The 20,658-nt window shown below is 41.3% G+C and carries 17 protein-coding genes, 1 tRNA gene and 1 pseudogene; 6 read left to right on the top strand and 13 right to left on the bottom strand.

Features of this window, described 5'->3' with window-relative positions:
• Positions 1-4: 4 nt before the first annotated feature.
• Positions 5-1,531, bottom strand: a complete 1,527-nt coding sequence (locus AC5JMF_RS16070) for a hypothetical protein (protein ID WP_495796730.1) — start codon at positions 1,529-1,531, stop codon at positions 5-7.
• 255 nt (positions 1,532-1,786) lie between these two features.
• Between AC5JMF_RS16070 and AC5JMF_RS16065 the strand changes: the two genes are divergently transcribed.
• Together AC5JMF_RS16065 and AC5JMF_RS16060 are read left to right on the top strand one after the other, a co-directional pair.
• Entirely contained in the window at positions 1,787-3,406 is a 1,620-nt protein-coding gene (locus AC5JMF_RS16065; protein ID WP_495796729.1) for an ArnT family glycosyltransferase, read from the top strand.
• A gap of 1,336 nt (positions 3,407-4,742) precedes the next feature.
• Entirely contained in the window at positions 4,743-5,066 is a 324-nt protein-coding gene (locus AC5JMF_RS16060) for a slr1957 family protein (RefSeq protein ID WP_495796728.1), read from the top strand.
• A gap of 137 nt (positions 5,067-5,203) precedes the next feature.
• On the opposite strand, the gene AC5JMF_RS16055 is transcribed toward AC5JMF_RS16060, so the two are convergent.
• The 11 genes and pseudogenes from AC5JMF_RS16055 to AC5JMF_RS16005 form a co-directional block, all read right to left on the bottom strand.
• Positions 5,204-5,275 (bottom strand) — tRNA-Val (locus AC5JMF_RS16055).
• A gap of 186 nt (positions 5,276-5,461) precedes the next feature.
• Complete coding sequence (radC, locus tag AC5JMF_RS16050; protein WP_495796727.1) at positions 5,462-6,193, bottom strand: RadC family protein; 732 nt, start codon at positions 6,191-6,193, stop codon at positions 5,462-5,464.
• A gap of 316 nt (positions 6,194-6,509) precedes the next feature.
• A complete protein-coding gene (locus tag AC5JMF_RS16045) occupies positions 6,510-7,382 on the bottom strand; it encodes a three-Cys-motif partner protein TcmP (RefSeq protein WP_495796726.1) in 873 nt (290 codons plus the stop codon).
• Between the two features lie 13 nt (positions 7,383-7,395).
• Positions 7,396-8,184, bottom strand: coding sequence for a DUF5131 family protein (locus AC5JMF_RS16040; protein WP_495796725.1), 789 nt, complete (start codon positions 8,182-8,184; stop codon positions 7,396-7,398).
• A 106-nt stretch (positions 8,185-8,290) separates the two neighbouring features.
• Positions 8,291-9,229 carry a phosphoribulokinase gene (locus AC5JMF_RS16035; protein WP_495796738.1) on the bottom strand — a complete coding sequence of 313 codons (939 nt, stop codon included), beginning with the start codon at positions 9,227-9,229 and terminating at the stop codon, positions 8,291-8,293.
• 305 nt (positions 9,230-9,534) lie between these two features.
• Entirely contained in the window at positions 9,535-9,939 is a 405-nt protein-coding gene (locus AC5JMF_RS16030) for a GFA family protein (RefSeq protein WP_495796724.1), read from the bottom strand.
• A 10-nt stretch (positions 9,940-9,949) separates the two neighbouring features.
• Positions 9,950-10,291, bottom strand: coding sequence for a hypothetical protein (locus AC5JMF_RS16025; RefSeq protein WP_495796723.1), 342 nt, complete (start codon positions 10,289-10,291; stop codon positions 9,950-9,952).
• Between the two features lie 162 nt (positions 10,292-10,453).
• A complete protein-coding gene (locus AC5JMF_RS16020) occupies positions 10,454-11,935 on the bottom strand; it encodes a CIA30 family protein (RefSeq protein ID WP_495796722.1) in 1,482 nt (493 codons plus the stop codon).
• A gap of 117 nt (positions 11,936-12,052) precedes the next feature.
• The gene (locus AC5JMF_RS16015) at positions 12,053-12,319 is read right to left on the bottom strand and encodes a Ycf66 family protein (RefSeq protein WP_495796721.1); all 267 of its coding nucleotides are present in this window, start codon (positions 12,317-12,319) and stop codon (positions 12,053-12,055) included.
• Positions 12,320-12,411: 92 nt separating this feature from the next.
• Complete coding sequence (locus AC5JMF_RS16010; protein ID WP_495796737.1) at positions 12,412-13,671, bottom strand: protein kinase domain-containing protein; 1,260 nt, start codon at positions 13,669-13,671, stop codon at positions 12,412-12,414.
• A gap of 302 nt (positions 13,672-13,973) precedes the next feature.
• Positions 13,974-14,570 (bottom strand): annotated as a pseudogene (locus tag AC5JMF_RS16005) (hypothetical protein); the annotation flags it as partial.
• A gap of 508 nt (positions 14,571-15,078) precedes the next feature.
• On the opposite strand from AC5JMF_RS16005, the gene AC5JMF_RS16000 reads away from it, so the two are divergent.
• From AC5JMF_RS16000 to AC5JMF_RS15985, 4 genes are all read left to right on the top strand, one after another.
• Entirely contained in the window at positions 15,079-15,576 is a 498-nt protein-coding gene (locus tag AC5JMF_RS16000) for a HugZ family pyridoxamine 5'-phosphate oxidase (RefSeq protein ID WP_495796720.1), read from the top strand.
• Between the two features lie 96 nt (positions 15,577-15,672).
• Complete coding sequence (locus AC5JMF_RS15995) at positions 15,673-16,557, top strand: alpha/beta fold hydrolase (protein WP_495796719.1); 885 nt, start codon at positions 15,673-15,675, stop codon at positions 16,555-16,557.
• A gap of 200 nt (positions 16,558-16,757) precedes the next feature.
• Positions 16,758-18,074, top strand: a complete 1,317-nt coding sequence (locus AC5JMF_RS15990; RefSeq protein ID WP_495796718.1) for an alkaline phosphatase PhoX — start codon at positions 16,758-16,760, stop codon at positions 18,072-18,074.
• A gap of 126 nt (positions 18,075-18,200) precedes the next feature.
• Positions 18,201-19,445, top strand: coding sequence for an RNA-guided endonuclease InsQ/TnpB family protein (locus tag AC5JMF_RS15985; protein ID WP_495796717.1), 1,245 nt, complete (start codon positions 18,201-18,203; stop codon positions 19,443-19,445).
• A gap of 156 nt (positions 19,446-19,601) precedes the next feature.
• Here AC5JMF_RS15985 and AC5JMF_RS15980 read toward each other — a convergent pair whose 3' ends face one another.
• A complete protein-coding gene (locus tag AC5JMF_RS15980; RefSeq protein ID WP_495796736.1) occupies positions 19,602-20,579 on the bottom strand; it encodes an SPFH domain-containing protein in 978 nt (325 codons plus the stop codon).
• Positions 20,580-20,658: the final 79 nt, after the last annotated feature.

Below are 20,658 nucleotides of genomic sequence, written 5' to 3'. Positions count from 1 at the left end.
AACCTCATTCAACCTTACTCTTATCCGGCGATTCTGGTTTTCTGCCTGCGTTACGCACATTCATGATTTTGCCGAGTAAATCAAACCAAAAAGGCGCACCCATTGCGATCGCAATTCCAGTTAACATCCAGCCAGTGAGCATTGTCAAGAAATTGAAAATAGGTAATCCCTGTATTTGCAGAGTTTGCCAACCCAGTTGTTCTTTTAAATGTCCTTCAGTCCAACCAATCGGCAAAGTGACATCATTCAAAATCTGATTGGGGTCTATACTATCTAAGTCTGAATTACTAGATTTCTGCGGTGCTACTTCTGCTGCTCTATAAATAAGTGCTTCTCGCAATACCGTATCTTTTGACAGACGGCTGATGATATGAAATGTATCTGCATTCGCACTTAAAGCCAGTCCAAACCCAAGCAAAAGTGCTACTCCTTTGGCGTTGCGTTTATAAACCCCTGATGCTCTCGCCATTGAGCTATCAAAGGCGTTTTCGATTTCTCGTCTCAATGTCAAAATCCCTTCTTCTGTAGATTCAATTCTTGCCTGGGCACGCTTGGATAAAACGGCAATATTTTCTACAACTGAGTCGGGTAAGCTATCAATTAAATTTTGAAATCCTTTGTGAGTTTCGCTGTCTTTATCTTTAATTGCTTCGCTAATTTCTGTGTAAACTGCACTACCTCTCTTGACTGATTCGACAACTTCATTCAAATTAGGCCGTAACCCTCCCAATAAAATCGCCTGTTCAATGTCATCAAAAACATCTTGTCTGATAAATTTTAATTGCCGCAAGGTTTTTTCCAGTAAATCAGATTGGGGCATAGATGTTTGGAAAATATCTAAATATCTATCTAAACTTTCTGACATGCGTTTAATACTGGTATTCAAACTGGCTTTTTTTTGATTAAAATTCCAAGTTATTTGTTCAAAATCAGCGCGAAGTTCCGCAAATTCCTGGAAAAGGGTATTAAAGAATGTTGTAAAGTATTCATCATAATTTGTTTGTTCCTGCAATTTAAGCAAAATATTTTCGATTTCAGTTAAGCGTTCATTCTTAAACTTTTCTAGTCTGACTTCAGATAGCTTCTGCACCAATGCAGGAAGTTGTAATGTTTCCATGAGAGTCGTAGCAAAAATATCCGCTGGGATATAAGAAGGGGCACTATGCTTTTTTTCTCCAAAAGCAGTTTCTTTTTGATCAACTCTCGATAGTGCCGTTTTTAAGGAACGATATAATGAGCCTATAGCCCAAGTTAATTTTCGCGGTAAAGTTACAAAAAATCCTTTAGCTTCTTGGTTAATATTTCTTACCAGAGGATTAGAGTAAATTTTATTTGCTAGCTCGAGTACCCTAGTTTCTTCTGAGTGTTCAGCATCACCAGCTAAAAGAATTTCAATAGATTTTTTTAAGTGTTCTGCACGCCATTGAAACACTGTGGCAATCAGTTCCTGAATTTCGGAGGCTAGCAAACTAAAAATTAAGTAGATAAAAATCAAACCTAGCGCTACATCTAAAATCAAAGGTAGGTTCATTACTATATCTCCAATGGGTAATTAATGATTTTTTTGCTTGTAATATTTGTATCATTTAACCGCATAAATACTTGTTAAATAAGTTGAAAATAACTAAAATAAATTTTTCAAAAATTAGCACTAATTAGAAAAAATTGAGTTAATGTTGGAAACTAGCAATTGCTAACAACACAGTTTGTAACTGGGTGGCAACATTGGAGATTCGCTCTGGTCTCTACGGAATCAAACCAGCAAGTAAAATGATGATCATAGAATATGCAAGAAGGAAGCTTTATTTGGGGTCATCTAGAAAAACAGCATCGCACGGCTGAAAAATGGATTGATGGGGTATGGCTAATAATGCTGCTTGTGGCAGCAGTGTTATTATTTAGCATCAATCTAGGAGGGTTGCCGCTGCGAGACTGGGATGAAGGCACTGTCGCACAAATCGCCCGTGAGATTTGGCGTGCCCCAGAAGGTTCTATGCGTTGGCTTTACCCAACGCTAGGAGGTGAACCTTATCACAATAAGCCGCCCCTGATGCATTTGCTAATTGCTTGGGTTTATGCTTTAAAAGGCGTGAATGAATGGACAACACGCTTACCTGGAGCAGTTTTAACAGCAGCTTCTGTGCCTTTGCTGTATTGCATTGGCCGAGAAATATTTCGCCAACGTTGGGCGGCTGTTTATAGCGCCTTAATTTACCTGACAATGCTACCTGTGGTACGTCATGGGCGCATGGCGATGTTAGACGGGGCGGTGGTCAGTTTTTTGATGGTGATGATGTTGTGTGTCTTGCGATCGCGTCGAGATTTACGTTATTGTCTTGGTGTTGGCATCGGTTTTGGTTTAATTTGCCTGACTCAAGGTTTAGTAGGTGGATTGTTAGGTGCGATCGCAATCATATTTCTATTTTGGGATACACCACGACTACTCACTAGTTATTATTTTTGGATCGCAATCTGCATCGGCATTTTACCAGTGGCTGGTTGGTATGGTGCCCAACTGTTGCATTATGGTTACAGTTTCGCGGAAGTTGGGCTAATCAATCAATCACTAAATCGCATTGGTACAGTTATCCCAAGAAATTCTCAGCCACCTTGGTATTATGTCATCGAAATTCTCAAATACACATGGCCTTGGCTAGTCTTTTTACCACAGACAATCGCTTTAACCTGGGAAAACCGCAACCTCAGCTGGGCAAAACTGATTATGGTGTGGAGTGGTGTTTATTTACTGGTAATTTCCCTCATCGGCACCAAATTTTCTGGGTATCTAATTCCGATTTATCCCAGTCTAGCTTTAGCTTTTGGTATCCAACTTACAGAGACTGAAAATTTACCCTTGTTATCAGCTTATCCCCGTACTTGGGTAGCTGGTTTTGCCATCTTGGCTGTGGTTGCTTCCGCTGGCAGTATTTATTTCAGTTGGGGTACAGCACCAAAAACAGACTTAAATCTGATTTTTGCTGCCGCAGCTTTAACAATGACTTTAGCCGCAATTTTGGCTGAACGAGGCGATGGGCAATTTCTCAAGATTTTGTTTTGGGGAAGTTATATTTCGCTAATGTTGTTGATGAAATCTAACTACTGGGTTTGGGAGTTATGGGAAGCGTATCCAGTTAAACCAGTTGCCGCGATGATAGTGCGAGCAAATCCAGCCGTAAAAAAGATTTACACATCTTTTCCTCAGCATCGACCTTCACTAGATTTTTATAGCGATCGCACCATCATCCCCGCATCCACTGGCGAACTACAATATTATTGGCACTACAGCGGGCAACCCTACTTTTTACTGAATGCATCTGATTTCCACAGTCTCCAACTAGAATCGATGAAGCTAGTAGACCAAGCTGAAGGTTGGAAATTGATTACAAAAGATACCAACCGTTTGTAACTGACACAGAGGCACGGTGAGACAGCGAGTAAAGGAGGGTTTCTAACGCCAGTCGCTCATGGGGGAAACCCGCCCACGGGGGTGGCTCCCCAAGACCGCGCTGGCTCCTTTGCAGCGTCAAGCCTACGGCATAGCTTCGCAAAGAGCGACGTTCGCGCAGCGTCTTTGTCAGGAGAAGGGGAACGCAGGGATGCACAGATTTTAATGATAAGTGATTAGTCGGGCATGATTTGACCGAAGAAGTAGAGGGCAGGGGACACTCTTATGGGTAGGTTTTTTAGATTTCGCGTTTTGGTTGACGCGCTTACGCGCTTACGCGGTGAGACAGCGAGTAAAGGAGGGTTTCCCTCCGCAGGCGACTGCGTTAGCGAGCTTGCGAGCGTCACCCGAAGGGGGACGCAAAGAAAGATTTCGGAACGAAAAAATAGGTTTTTTCAGACTGAATATGAAAAACCTACCCTTGAAAGGGCAGGGGACAGGGGAAAGAATTGTAGACCACTTTTAGATTTCGCTAATTACCATTAAGCTAATAATCATTCAAATTGCATCCCCGCGTCTCCCCTTAAGCGCGTCCTCCGAAGTTTGCTCAACGGGGGGAACCCCCGCACGCAACTTCTCTCCGCGTCTTTCTGAGGCAAAGGATTATGCAAGTTAAAGGCAGATTAGCTTACCCAATCCCTAATCCCCAGTCCCTTTTGCTTAATATTTTGTAACTTAGAAAATAGCGATCGCTCTTGCCTTTGAAGGATGAAATCACCTCAGTACCATAGGAGCGATCGCACTCAAATATCTAAACATTTATTACTGAAGGCTGAAGGCAAATAGTTGCTCAAGGTTTATTTTGGAAACAGAGGATGAATCTAAACAAAGCCTAGATAGCAAGCAGAATTCGTTGAAAATACTTGATGTTGATGAGAAGGGGAAACAAAGTTAACTAGTATTGATTTAGTAGTGAATGCGTTCGCCCTTGACGTTGCAAGGCGATCGTTATTTTCTTTACAATTCTTTATTTAATAATTTCATTTTTAATATAAAAATGTTTTTAGTCATCATTTATGATTGTTACTCTCTTTACAGTTCTTAAATATTGACTGTTTTAAGTAAAGTTTATTGTCTTTTAATTGGAATGACCACTATACGGCTGTTAGGCTTTTAACTAAGCAAAGCAATCTTTGATCTGACATTTCACACTCTTGATTGCTTTACTAAAGTTTAGCAATATATAGCGCTAGCATTAATTTTTATAGAGATTCAGTTAGCTTAATTAAGACTTTAGAAAGAGATTTATATCAATCAATTAACTACACAAATTCAGCAAGCCGAGTTCCCGAATCAGATGATGAATCATTACTCTATTAAATGGATTGAAGCATGGTGTCAAGAAAATGGCTGGACAGATTTATTTGTTGAGCGGCGTAACAACTATTGGGCTTTTCCTCCGGGAGGAGTAATGCCTGAACCGATTCCAGTTAACGTTCTCAGAACAATTAAAGCTGAGAATGGATTAACTGTTGAAGAAAGGTTATGGTCGATGTCAGCCGTAATTGGAACCATCCTAGCTGTTCTTTCTGCTTTCTGGCTTCAATCTCCAATGCCGTTAGTTTTTGCTTTTGCTTTTAATGCAGTTACGGTAGCTCAATTTGAACTTGAAGATGCCTAAATTATGCTTTTAGGCACTATTTAAAAACTGCTCTTGTTTGTGACTTTCAGCAAGAGCAGTTTTTAATTGACCTACTCCCTACCTACGCAAATAATTTCATGAATCAAGTCAGATTCCTATATGTTTTGGGTTATTGATGGGCGATACTGGATTTGAACCAGTGACCCCATCCGTGTGAAGGATGTGCGCTACCACTGTGCTAATCGCCCAAGGTTAATTAATATATCATGCCTAACAAGGAACCACAATCAAAATTAGATTAATTACGAATTACGTTAGCGCAGCGTTAGCGGTAGCGCAGCGTTAGCGAGGTACGAGCGTCCGAAGGAGCGTCATTACGAATTACGAATTACGAATTACGAATTACGAATTACGAATTACGAATTACGAATTATTTAATCTCCTTGAGGATAATCATCCCAGAGAGTTGTTATTTCTCGTAAACTCTGGTGATTGCCGTTACCTAAAATTAAATGGTCTAATAAGGGAATACCTAAAAACTGTGATCCTGCTAATAACTGGCGTGTCAATTCTATATCTTCCTGACTAGGTTCAATGTTACCAGAGGGATGATTATGAGCAACTATTGCCCGCGTTGCACCTTGACGGAGAATTTCTCGAAAAATTTCTCGTGGAGAAGCTAAAGTTTCGGTTGCTGTGCCAATGGTAATTACTTGTGTACCTAGCAAGCGATTTTTGACATCCAATAGCAACACAGCAAAACGTTCTTGAGTTTGCCACATTAAATCTTGACTGAAAGCAGCAGCAGCAGTAATTGGGCTATCAATTAGTGTTCTGTCTAGGGGACGAGATTGAAAGGCGCGTTTTCCCAATTCAATTGCGGCTAGGATAGTTGTCGCTTTCGCTGGGCCAATACCAGGAATTTGCATTAACTCTGCCGGGGTGACTTCTCGTAGAACTGCCAAAGGGTCACGCTGATGTTTGCTCAATTCACTGAGGATATATTGTCCCAAACCTACAGCAGACAGTTTTCCCGGCCCTTGACCAGTACCTAGAAGAATTGCTATCAACTCGGCCGTCGCTAATATTTTGGGGCCATGATTCATTAATCGCTCACGCGGACGCTCATTTGTAGGAATGTCGGCAATTCTGAGGCAATAGGACATATAACTAAGAGAATAGTCGCCGTAGTTGAAACTATCTTTAGTTATCCCTTGTTTGCTCTCTCAATTATCCTGATCTGACAAAATCTTTAATCTTTGCAGATTTTCTTTTTTGGCACATCTTACCTTCACAGTAATCAGAGTAACCAGCAAAAATAATAAAGTGCTTTTTTATACAATATTTGCACGCAATTAGTGAATATTAAAAAACCAGTAGTTCATCTCATTAAATTTGAGTGGTTAACGGTGATTTAGATCCCCGACTTTTGGAAAAAGTCGAGGATCTCGTATTACCCTGCAAAATTAATGGGACAGACCACTAGCTTCCCAATTGTCTCAAGCGTTCATACCTAGCAAAAATATCATTTGTGATCTTAGCTGCTGTTGGATTATGGCTTGCTAGACACAAAGCATAAAGTACTGAATTGGTTGAGTTTTTCATCAGAACTGGTTTACTAACATGCGGAAAAAGCGATCGCAATTGCTGTGCATATAAGCTTGCTAACCATTCAGATCTGATAGTTTCACGACTTAAAGCAGGCTCTTGATCTGCAAATAAACTTAGTTGAACAGGTGGTTGGTATATCTGATCAATCCAATTAGTGCTACCCATCACCTTGCTCAATTGTTCTATTATTTCTGACTCTGGAGGTTGATCTCTAGGAAGCAGACGAGTAACCCCCATTAAGGAGAAATTAATGAAGATATCACAAGTTTTGGTGTTTGCCAATTCCTTTACAGTTTCCCAATCAATTTGTAATCCATAAGGATCTAAAAAGACAAATGCTCGTGTTTTTGAAGTGTAAGGAATTCGCGGAACTATTTCGTCACACAAAACTTTGTTAGAGTTTCCCTGACGTATCTCAATTGCACAATCTGGGAACTCTTGACGAAGTTCTTGTACACGCTCTATACGTCGTGGTGAAATATCTATAAACCAGTAAGCATCGAATTTGGGTTCTGTTTGTAAAGCACGTAAAGGAGAACCATCAATATATCGCTGCTCATCTTCTTTAGCTCTCGGTCTAATAGATCCAGCAAAAGCATCAACGTAATAATAAGCTCTAAGCCAACTTTTTTTCTGCTCATTCATAATCACAGAGTAAGCCTTGAGATATTTTGCTAATAGGTCTAACTTTTCTTCAGACCAACGTCCGATGATGTCTTCACCCTCATTCCCAAGCCGACTCATTATCAACTCTCTATTATTTAGTAGAAATTACATACCTTTGTTGTAACTCATGTAACTTCGGCTGCCCAGGAAATCTTTTCTGCCATTTAATTATATGCTCTTGCCAAGCTGTTGGCATTTCTTCCCAAGTGCGTCCATCTAAGGTTCTGCCACCAGCTTTTGAATATTTCCCTCCCCACTGTTTGAAGAAGAAGGCAACCTCTGCTTCTCGTGTTTGCTGCAAAATCTCGCGAACCCATTCTGGTTTTACAGGTCTATAGTTATATCCAGACTCACCACCTGCAATGACCCAATGAATATTTTGCAAATCTAAACTCAGCGAACCTAGCAAAGGTTCACATGAAAGAAAACGAACTATTGCTGGTACTTGTCGCAAAGCATCTACTCTACTGGTATATCGTTGGCTTTCTACTGATACACCTATCCAGATATTTTCATACCATTCCAGTTGAGAAGCCAAATCTATTAAACGTTGATCTCGCTTTGTCAATATCTGATAAACGTGCCAGGGAGTTTCTCGCATAACGCTAAAAATCTCTTTTATGAAGTCAAGTGGCACATCTTCATGAAAAAGGTCACTCATTGAGTTAACAAAAATGCGACTGGGAGTACGCCATCGCTTTGGTTGTTCTAATCGTTCTGGATGTAGCGTTAACTTAAAGCCTTTGGGAAAATTTTGAGGGAAACGTTCAGTGAGTGCTTCAGCGTAGCAATGGCGACAACCCGGACTTACTTTGTCACAACCAGTAGTGGGATTCCAAGTTTTATCTGTCCATTCAATACCAGTTTGAGTGCTTGACATTCCGGTAATGTATACCTTTTCGGGCTAGTCGTAACAATAGTATAGTACAAAAGATCTATATGTACCTGAGTTTATATGTCATGTTGATTTGAAAGTTATCTGAACACTACTGATAGCCTTGTGTCGCCTTCAGCATATGATAGGTGATGATCAACTGGGTGAGGGCGAGAGGGTAACTTTGGAGGATTTCGCCAGTTGTACCAGCAACTTTGCCTAATTCTGGGTTACTTTCGCGATCGCAAATATTTTTTAAGTAGGGCATATCAGAACACATAATATGCTCTAGCTTATTTACCTGGTCTAGGGTAGCATGACCGTCCACTTCTAAGACATCCACGGGTTTACCCATATCTCGGTCTAATCCCAGACGAATCGCTGATTCAAAACTACCATTGTCGGAGCGGAAAATCTGAGTAAAATCTGGGTGGGGAATTGTCGGCCGCAGTACCAGACGGACATTTAAATGTCCGTTAGTTTCATCTATTTGACCATTGGGGGGATAGAAACTCACCACTATATCTGACCATTGTCGCTGCGGACGGATAAATTGCTCTGAGTCTGGTTCGCGTTTTTCTAGTTCTACTAGTACCTGTTCTTCGGTATAACCCCGCTTTTGTGTATCGCGTTTCACTTTCCACTTAGCGCGTAGGGGTTCTGGTGGGGCGAGGTAAACCTTAACGTCATAGGAGTCACGAGCGCCACGGGTAGAATAACCGAGTAATCCCTCAATAATGACGAATTTGTTGGGCTTGATGTACTGGGGCGGATCGAATGTACCAGTTTTATGGCTGTAAACTGGTTTGAGAATAGGCTGTCCTGTGCGTAGCAGCGATAAGTGCTGCTGCATAATATCTAAATGATTGCAGTCGGGGTGGAGAGCAGTGATACCAATTTCCGCACGTTGTTGGCGATCGTAACGATGGTAATCATCTGTGCAGATGAGCGTAACATTTTCTGGGCCAAGTACCTGGGCAATTCCCTTAGTCAGTGTTGTTTTTCCAGCTGCGCTGTCGCCGACAATCCCAAGAATTATTGGACGGCTCATCATACCCCCCTGACGTGAGTAAGTCTAGTAATCAATTTTTTAGACAATATTTTTAATTCTAGAGGGGATTAGCTGAGTAACTCAAGCAAGTACTTGGTCTGCAACATCTCTACACATAGAACATCTGTATGCTGAGTAGGGAGTGGGGAGTCAAGAAAACTACTCAGTATGTGTATACTTGATTAGAGCAAGCTACGCATGGCGTCCCACAGGTAAGGATGGGCTGTTTCTTAACTCGGAACTTAGTACTCGCAACTCAGTACTCTTAATGCATCCTTGGGAAATATACTTTTTCAGTAGCCCCTTTAAACAGCTTCTTGTTGATGCAGTTTATCGATATTCTGCTCCCAATTCTGCCCATCAAAAGGTACTATCTCGAAATTAGATACCACATTATTATCTAAACAGCGGATATTAACATCAATACAATCTGGATGACTGCGTGGGATATAAAAAGAGTGAATTCCACAAACGCGGCAAAATTTATGTTGGGCAATACCTGTGTTAAATGTGTAGGTTGTTAACATATCTCCACCTTGTAACAAGGTGAATTGCTCTTGAGGCACAATTAAATGGAGAAAGCCCTTTTTGTTGCAAATCGAGCAGTTACAATCATCGGCTTTGTGTTTATCAACTACTACTTGAAACCGCACTGCACCACAGTGGCATCCACCATTATAGACAACTAGTTCATGAAGATTTAATGTCATATGAATTTATTTAACGTGGCTCTAGTTTAGAAACTCGCTGTTCTAATTTATTGACTTGTTGTTTTAATTCCACCACTAAAGTTGCTAAGTTGTCAAACATGCGATCGCGTTCTTGCTGTGATAGATTGCGTCCACTTTGTCGCGGTGTCAGTGTTGTTCTTGGGGATGAAGAACGGCGATTTGGATATTGGGATTCTATCTGATTTAACCGCAACTCTATACGATTCAAGTCCACTTCTAAATTATTGATGCGAGAATCTACTCGTTGCGACAACGCTGTTTTTGGAAATAACCCAATTGAAATAATTATTACTAGCATCCCAGCTAGTAATAGCATCCTAATTTTTTTCATATGGACTTCTTTTATCAATCTTGTTTTACCGGGCTTCGCTAACACGCAGAAGCGCACAGAAAGAGTTAAAAATAGGGACTTTTATAAGAGGTGCAAGAGGTCTATTACACAAAAAACTATAAAATATCTCTCTCGCATTCCCTATTCCCCATTCACCAAAATTTATCCAGGTTGTAAGTTATAAAATAACCTCTGCCAATCGGTAGAGTTAACAATATTTTCTCCCTCTTTTACCTCAAATGTCACATTAGATGCTCTTTTTTGTTTTAGCGCTTGTATACAGAGTTCTGCTACATCCTCGCGGCTAATTTTGCCTCTGATATTATCACCTTGCTCAAAGACTAATTCTTTGCTGCCTGCTTCTTCAGTTAAAGCGCAAGGTCTAATAATTGTGTAAGGAATACCACTTGATCTTAAACTATCTTCTCCCTTCAGTTTCCATGTCAAAATACCTCCTAATTGGTCATTTAATCTCACTGCTGGTGGTTCTTCATCTAAATTAATCCCTGGTCGTCCGGGACGAGTTACACCTGCTGAACTGACAAGGACAAACTGTGGTAAATTTACCCCGCCATACGCTTTAACTGTTTCTACTTGTAAAGCAAAATTACCAGGAGAAAAGTGAGGATTTAAGGCGTTATCATATTCAAATTTGCTCAACATTAATTGAAATGAGCGAATTTTACTAGAATCAATCTTAGGAGCATCTTTGACAGTTTTGGCTCGAAATACAGGAGTTAAATCTGTGAAGGGAACGCGTACATTGATCCAGGTGTCTGCTACTGTATCGAAAGAATAACTATAACCAACTCCATCCCATTGTGATTCTGTGCGGAGAAAGATTTTATAGCGCTTACCATCGCCTTTAAGACGTAATTCTACACCTTCATAGCCAGATAAGTTGAATGGTGGGTCAAAATTCTTAGTTCTGATAGAAGCAAATCCACCAGAGTTGGCTGTGGAAACATTACCAGCAAATAAAGCTGTATTTTCTACTAGTTGGATATTACTAGCACTCACGCCACCCATCACAACATCATCTAAAGCTCCCCAGATATTTTTTAATTCTACAGATGGATTTTTAAAATCAAATATTAGTTTTTCATCAGCTTTTGGTAGATATTTTGTTGCTGCTTCTACCAAATTTTTCACACCCTGATATTCTACATTTTCTGGGGTATCGCCGACTATTTCGGGTTGATAAAATTTGACTCCTTGGTAATATTTAGCTCTATCTGCTGTGTCTCCTTCAACAGGTTGTACGCGCACTGCTGTACAACAAATTACAGCTTGAATATTAGCCATAACTACAGAATTAAGAGTTTCTGGTTTCGTGATATCCGCAACAACTAAGTCAACATTATTACCCAAAATTGACCGTGCTTTGTCAATATTTCGCACCAGTGCCCGAACTTTGTAACCCTGTTCTAGTAATCGCTGCACCACTCGTTTACCAACACCACCTGTCGCACCTGCTACTAAGATTACAGCCATATTTCTTCCTCCATTGGGTATATTTCGATCATCTATAGGACGACCTTGAATTAATTGTTGTACCCAGTTCAAAAAAGGAATTACCTCAAAGTAAGTCAAGGTTTCGATAAACCTGCCTAAGTCCCATTGAGAACGATTTTTGTCATTCACGATCGCGTCCTCACTACTTCCTTTAGTCTAACTTATCGCAGGGAACAGGGTTGAAGTTTTTTCTTTAGGAAAAATAATGCAGGTTTAAAACCCCGCCTATTGTGGGCAGCTGACTTATTATTGTTTTCTGTGATCTTTCATTCGCAATCTCATTGTTTCAGCAGTGTAAAAAACGGCAGACGCTGCCAATATTATTAAACTAAATTGTGGCAGATCATCTAAATATTTACCGTTCAACAATAGGTTAATTCCAGCTATAAGAAACGCAGCGATTACCAAAATATCCTGACGCTTAAAAAGCTGAGGACGCACAAAAGGCAAAACACATAAAGCTATTGCTGCAATTATTAAGATATTACCAACAAGTATGGTTGAGTTTTTCATTATTCAAATAGTAATTAATATCCTTGCCCAAAAGAGCATCATCTTAAATATCTAAACAAAACTAATTACACACCTTATTTTCCTATTCCCACTTACCTCATACCTCGTAAGCGGATACATTCTGCTGCTGAGAAAAGACCTACTCCTGCGAGTAAGAATTGACTAAGTTGGATTTCTGGCTTCACATACTGGTTTTGAAATAAGAGTAAAATACCACAGATACAAAACATCACAGCAAAAATAGCATCATAATCTCGTGCCACATTAGAGTACCAAGAACGCAGAAAAAATAAACCTGCTCCGAAAGTGACTAAACCAACACCTAGTAAAATTATCCAAGTAGTTGATTTAAAGAAAAATAATCCAGCTGCGCCAATAAATGGAATGAATCTAATCACAGCTAACGCTTTGTTGAGAGAAGACAGTGATGTAGGTGGTGGGGAAAAGTCTAATGGTTGAGAAACAGATGATGTTGACTGCGTAGCGAAAGCACTACCCATCGGCGGAATTGATGGTTGAGTTGTGGGGAAGGGGTTGAGTAATTCTTGGAGATCTTGTAAAACTTCTGTAGTAGATTGATAGCGATCGCGGTGGTGATAACGCACCATTTTTTCTATAATTGCCGCTAATCGTGGGGAAATCTGGACTTGATTTTGCCATACCAATTCGCCAGTCTGAGGATTTTCTTCTAATTGCGTGGGTAACACTCCTGTTAATATTTGGATGGCAATCATTCCTAACGCGTAAATATCGCTATTTTGGCGTGGTTTACCTTGTGCCTGTTCCGCTGGCATATAGCCGGGAGTACCAATAGCAACTGTTGCTACCTGACTAGGAGATGATGCTACTTGCGTTTGCATTTGTTTAACCGCACCAAAATCAATCAGCACTAATTTGCCATCAGCGTCTCGTCTAATCAGATTATCAGGTTTAATATCACGATGAATTGCCCCATATTGGTGAACAAAAACCAAAACATTTAAAATATCCTGTAGCATTTGAATGATTTGGTTTTCACTCCAGCGTTGATTAACTCGCATTTCGGCGCTAAGTGGATGCCCAACAATCAACTCTTGTACTAAGCAAAATTCTTGATTTTCTTCAAAATAAGCTAACAGACGAGGAATTTGGTCGTGGTTGCCCAATTGTTCTAAAATTTCTGCTTCACTATTAAATAGGCGTCGGGCAACTTGTAAATAGTATGGTTCAGAAATCGCAGGTTTGAGTAATTTAAGAACACACTTCGGGTTTCCGGGACGGCGGGTATCTTCGGCAATGTATGTTTCTCCAAATCCTCCCGCACTCAAAACTTGGATAACTTTGTAACGTCCATCTAATAGCTTTCCTAGCATGGTGTGGCTAATGCAAGTGTTTTTGTACATCTTGCTACATGATAACGGAACAGTTGCTGACATCTGTCTTGAAAATGGGGAGTAGGGAGTAGGGAGTGGGGAGTGGGGAGTGGGGAACAGAGAAACAAAATATGTAATTAATTTTGTTTAGCTACTTATGTGGCTGTTCATGCAAGAATTGTGGTGTCGTTTGGTCATTAGTTATGTGTCATCCAAAAGATGACTCAATTGACACTCCCCGCAGCTATTGCCGAGGGGATTCTAATTTCATCCTAGTTACTTGCTCTACCAGGTTTTCACCAAGCAAAATAGCTATCTGCACGGCGCACCAATCTAACGCGTTTAATTGATTTAACAGAATAGGTTTGAATATCCCATTTTCCCAACAATTTTAACTCTCCAATACCTTTTTTATCAGTAATGGTAATGCGTCTTTTTATTGGGTTTAGTTTCCATCCTGATGTCTTGTATTCAACAGAACGGTTGTCATGTTGAAATCTTGGATATCCTGTCTTGGAAAATCGCTCCACTTGGGGAGCCACCCCTTTGGACGGGTTCCCCGGCTTGAAGGGAGTGGCGTGAAACCCCAAGACCGCGTTTTCCGCTTTCTTGCCCAATACTTTTTTCTTACAATTTTCGTAAAACCTTGATATTGCTAACCATGCTCTTTCGGCTGATGATTGTACTGCCATAGAATTGAGGTTAGCCACAAATTTAAATTCATTGCGTAGTTCTGTTGAATATTTGTTAAGCGCAAATCTATCAATTTTCATTTCTTTCGGCGCATCCATCCAATATCTCAAACACTTATTTCTAATGAATTGAGTGGTTTTGATGGCTTCCTCAATAGCTAAATATTGAAGTTTTTTGGCTTTAACTTTGTACTCTAGAACTAACAACTTGACTCACCCTCTTGCTTATGCTTATACTATACCTAGTATAGGTGAATATTCTAAGTATGTCAACAGGGAAAGGTAAGAAAAGAGTAAAAAATATACCTGTTTTGTATAATGAATCAAAAAAGAAAAGAGGTGTTATGCTCACAGATACAGCTTGGCATTCTGTTCAAGAATTAGCTGTAAAAAATAATGTCAGCGCTAGTGAATATTTAGAGACGATGATTAGAAAATATTGCGTCACTGAGGCGTAAACGCCTCTTGGCGGCTTTCATCCCTTGCCTGTTCGCCCTTGGCGTTCCCGAAGGGTAGTACGAAAAACGGGCGGCAGCTTATGTTCCTCCGCTTCCCCCCAAAACGTGCCTTCGCAGCGCGCCTGTTTCTCAAGGGTTTTCAGCTAGCCTTCCTTATAAGACTACGAAGTTAAATTCAAACCCAGTACCCAATCCCTAATCCCCAGTCCCTTTTACAATACTGAATTAATTGTTACTAAATAAATGGTTATTTACTTATGAGTCAAATTGAAAACGCTCAATCTGAGTACGAAAAGTTTACAGAAGGGTTTGAAAGTGTGATTATTAGTACTATTAGCGCTCAGGGAATTCCTAACGCTAGTTATGCTCCTTTTGTGATGGATGATGCCAAAAATATTTACATTTACGTCAGTGGTCTTTCAACTCACACTAAGAATATTCATGCTAATCCTCATGTGAATGTTTTGTTTATTGAGGATGAAGCTAAGAGTAAGCAAATTTTTGCCCGCCACCGTTTAAATTTTGACTGTACAGCAACCTTGATTGAGCGTGAAACTGACGTCTGGGTGAGAATTGTTGAGCAATTTCAAGACCGTTTTGGTCAAATTATCGAGATGTTACGGGGTTTAGAGGATTTTCGGATTTTTCAGCTAACTCCTAGTCAAGGGCGTTTTGTAGTTGGTTTTGGATCAGCTTATTATATTAGCGGCGATCGCCTCAATCAACTCGTGCAAATTACAGGCGATAATGCATGAGCAACCTCAATACTTGCTTATTGATGATTTGAGTACATAGACAGTCCCTTTGTATAGCTTACTTCCCGTCAAACAAATGTTTTGAATTTTTATTTTATGCTTCAGTTTCAACCACCTGGCTTTGGGCATAAAGTTATCCATACATCCTTGGGGGCAATGGTTTACTATACTCAAACTCATGCACCCTGGAAATTTGCTGATACTGAAGATTTACCTCCACTACTGTTTCTTCACAACTTTGGTGGTGGTGCATCTGCGTATGAATGGTCTAAAGTTTATCCAGCATTCGCTTCTAAGTATCGCATCTTAGCCCCAGACTTAATTGGTTGGGGAGAATCTGCTCATCCAGTGCGGGATTATCAAATTAGAGATTATCTCAGTACGATCGCAGAATTTATTACACAAACTTGTCACCAGCCTGTGATGGTGGTAGCCTCATCCTTAACAGGTGCTTTAGCTACGCGCTTAGCGATTGTTCAACCTGACCTATTTCAAGCACTATTTCTCGTCTGTCCCGCTGGGTTTGATGACTTTGGACAAGGTGTTGGGCGTAGACTGCCACTTTCTGTCATCAATACACCATTATTAGACCATTTAATTTACATTCTGGGTGCTGAAAATGAAATTGCAGTGCGAAACTTTTTACAAACTTTTCTGTTTGTCAAAGCAGAACGAGTATCTCAGGAAATGGTCGAGGCTTATTTAACCTCTGCACAACAACCCAACGCTAAATTTGCCGCTTTAGCATCTTTACGGGGCGACCTTTACTTTGATTTAAGCTTGTACATTCAGCAACTCAAAACTCCTACAGTCATCTTTTGGGGCGAAAAAGCACAATTTACCGACATTAAATTAGGCAGACGTTTGGCAAACTTAAACGTTGATATCATTCAAGATTTCTATGCGATCGCAGATACAGGAATACTACCTCATCTAGAAACACCAGAGGTATTTATTGGTCTATTGCAGCGGTATCTTTAGATACACGAGCTACTTACGGACTCCGCTTCGTTACGTCCGAGGTTTCTAACGCTTCACCTGCTGAACTTTCCTAAATCCTCCACAATTGTGTGTGGTTTTAGAAACAGTTTCAGCATCCACCTTTGAGATTTAAATCAGGCATTACTTCAACTTAATCAACTTGCAATATTTTTTTATCAGCATTTTATGTAGCCATCCTCATGAAATTATCACGACGCAAGTTTTTTACATTAGCAGGTGCGAGTGCTGCTAGTACTTTGCTCATGTCTCCTTTAGAAGCTCTTTATATTAAAAAAGCAAACGGGCAATCCGTGTTTGGTAAAGGATACGGAGAGCTTGTAAAAGATCCCAATGGTTTATTAGATTTACCACCAGGATTTCAATATCGGATTTTTTCTCAAACAAATGACCTGATGAACGATGGTACTTTAGTACCTGGTGGTCATGATGGGATGGCAGCTTTTCGTGGCCCTAGAAACACAGTTATCTTGGTTCGCAATCATGAACTTAGTCCGACCTCTGACACACAAGTTAGAGGGCCAAAACCTTACGATCCTGATTGCAAAGGTGGTACAACGTCATTGGTTGTTGGAGCTAACCGCCAACTAATCAAACATTTCACTTCCTTGAGTGGCACCTATCGTAACTGTGCAGGTGGATTAACGCCTTGGGGTTCATGGATTAGCTGTGAAGAGAATACTTCTACTCCAACTTCAGCTCCACTAGGCGACCCAAATTATGTATCGCAGTTCCACGGCTATAACTTTGAAGTTCCAGCAAGCGCAACTATGCCCGTTAAGCCAGAACCTTTAATAGCTATGGGACGGTTCAATCACGAAGCTGTTGCTGTAGACCCCAGAACCGGAATAGTCTATGAAACAGAAGATAGAGGAGACAGCCTCTTCTACCGTTTCATTCCCAAAGTACCTGGTAAGTTGAAAGCAGGAGGTACCCTAGAAGCCCTCAGAATTATTGGTCAGCCTCAAGCAAATACTGCTAGTGGTTTTGAATTACGAAAGCCGTTGAAAGTAGACTGGGTAAAAATTCCTCAACCAAACCCACTAGACGACGATAACGTTCGCTTCCAGGGTTTTGAGCTAGGTGCAGCTCAGTTTGTTCGTGGAGAGGGTATCTGGTACGGCGATGGTGAAATTTATTTTTGCTGTACGAGTGGTGGCGCTGAAGGGCTTGGTCAAGTTTGGCGCTACATTCCCAAAAAACAGACAATCGAATTATTTGTTGAGTCTACATCTGTAGACGAACTCGATAGCCCTGATAACATCGTCATCTCACCTTATGGCGATCTGATTCTTTGTGAAGATGGAGATGACCAACAGTTTTTGGTGGGTGTTACTCCTAGAGGAGAACTCTATCACTTTGCGCGTAACGCTTTGAATGACAATGAGTTTGCAGGGGCTTGCTTCTCACCCGACGGCAAGACTTTGTTCGTAAACATTCAAACTCCTGGTATTACTTTTGCAATCTGGGGGCCGTGGAAGAGATCAAAAGAAAGCTAGGGTAAGTCGAAGCCGCTTATTTTTCTTTTGCCTCCTTCTTCACAAATCCCTGATTTCATCAGAAAAATGGGTAGAAACCCCGTCCTTTGAAGACGGCTTTACATGGAATGTGGTAAAATGTGAAGCATGGAAAAAGCCTACCGCTACCGTTTTTACCCTTCCTCCGAGCAAGAACAAATATTGCGCCGGACAATTGGTTGTGTGCGGTTGGTGTTTAACAAAGCCTTGGCAGAGAGAACCGAAGCTTGGTACGAAAGGCAAGAACGAGTTGATTACGCTCAAACCTCCACCATGTTGACTTCTTGGAAAAAACTTGAAGACCTCCAGTTTTTGAATGAGGTTAGCTGTGTACCACTGCAACAAGGTTTGAGACATTTGCAAACTGCATTCACCAACTTCTTTGCTCTTCGGGCGAAATATCCCAACTTCAAAAAGAAACGTAGTGGCGGTAGCGCAGAGTTTACCAAATCTGCTTTCAGATGGAAAGATGGACAAGTCTATTTGGCTAAATGTTCTGAACCATTGCCAATTAAATGGTCTAGACAACTGCCCAAGGGATGCGAACCTAGCACTGTAACCGTTAGGCTTGAACCGTCTGGACGTTGGTTTGTCAGTTTGAGGATTGATGATCCGACCAATGAAACCATGCCGACCATCGATAGTGCTGTAGGTTTGGATGTTGGGATTAGCAGCCTTGTTACCCTGAGTACAGGAGAGAAGATTGCCAACCCCAAAGCGTTTGACAAGCACTATCAAAAGTTGAGGAAAGCACAGAAGTCTTTGAGTTGCAAACAAAAAGCATCTCGAAATCGAGACAAAGCCAGACTCAAAGTCGCTCGTCTTCAAGCTAAAATCTCTGACGCCAGAATTGACCATTTGCATAAACTGACAACTCGACTGATTCGTGAAAACCAAACGATAGTAGTTGAGGATTTGGCGGTTAAAAACATGGTGAGCCAGCGCGTTGGGCGGGTTTCCCGACTTGAAGCGACTGGCGAACCCGTAAGGGTCAAAAATCCCAAACTTGCCCGTGCTATCAGTGATGCTGCATGGGGCGAGTTGGTGAGACAACTGGAGTATAAAGCTCTCTGGTACGGTCGAAAGTTGGTGAAAATTGACCGTTGGTTTCCCAGTTCTAAACGCTGTGGACATTGCGGTCACGTTGAATATCAGCTGCCGTTGAATATCAGAGAGTGGAACTGTTCCAACTGTGGAACACATCACGACCGGGACATCAACGCTAGTCGGAATATTTTGGCGGCAGGGCTTGCCGTTACAGTCTGTGGAGCGAACATAAGACCTGATGGGCATAAGTCCAAAGGGCAGTTGCAAAAAACCCGTAAGGGAAGGAAGCAGAAACCCAAGTCGTGAGTCTTGGGAATCCCCGCACTTACAGCGCGGGGTGGATGTCAACAAATCGACTCTCGATTACGCAAACGATGAGTTAATTACGAATTACGAATTACGTTAGCGAAGCGGTAGCGAGTCCTCGAGCGTCAGCGTTAGCGACACAGGAGCGTCGCGTCATTACGAATTATTTAACATCGGGTTGGAGCCTGTCTGAGTATCTGAGACGATGGAGCGTATACCTTCCAATGTGGCGGGGATAGTGCGTGGATCCATAAACATGACTTTGCTGCTATCACTTTTACCAATTGTCGCGCCCATATCTAGATAGCCCAAGGCAAACAAAACTTCTAGGGCTTGGTGAGCTGTGGAATTTGTGTCAATTTTTTGAGCGATAATTTCTGCTGATTCAGCAATAGCTTGAGCTTTGAGAATTTGTTGCTGGCGTTCAGCTTGGGCTTTGAGAACGATCGCTTTTTGTTCTGCTTCTGCTTGTAAAATTACGGCTTTTTGACGGGCTTCGGCTTCCAAGACTTGAGCGTCGGCTTTACCTCTGGCACTATTAACAGCAGCCTCGCGATCGCCTTCTGAGGTTAAAATCACTGCCCTTCTGCGCCGTTCTGCTGACATTTGCAATTCCATCGACTCCCGCACAGCCTGAGAGGGGATAATATCTCGCAGTTCTACCCGCGTCACTTTCACACCCCAAGGATCGGTGGCAACATCCAAATCCCTTAACAAAAGTTCATTGATTTGCGATCGGGCAGTAAAAGTCTGGTCTAATTCCAGTTGTCCCATTTCTGAACGAATTTGGGTAAGTACCAAATTCACCATAGCCGACTGGAGATTTTCTACCTTATACCAAGCTTTTTCCATATCCACGATGCGCCAATAAACCACCGCATCCACTTCAATTCCCACATTGTCACGGGTAATACATTTTTGCGGAGGAATATCCAAAACTTTTTCGCGGATAGTTTCTTGGTAGACGAGCTTATCTAGGAAAGGAAGAACAAAATTCAGCCCAGGCTCAAGTTTTTTATTATAGCTACCCAATCTTTCTACCAAAGCTTCATTACCTTGGTTGATGACTTTAACAGACCCAAATACAGCACCGCCACCGAATGCTAAAACGAATAGTAAAAATAACTGTTCCATTGTTAGTAACCTAATTTTTGATTGAAAGGGAGTGGGGAGTGGGGAGTGGGGAGTGGGGAGTGGGGAGTGGGGAGTGGGG

The organism is Desmonostoc vinosum (assembly GCF_059505385.1).
The sequence above is the reverse complement of the archived record's forward strand: the minus strand, read 5'-3'. Positions and strand labels throughout refer to the sequence as shown.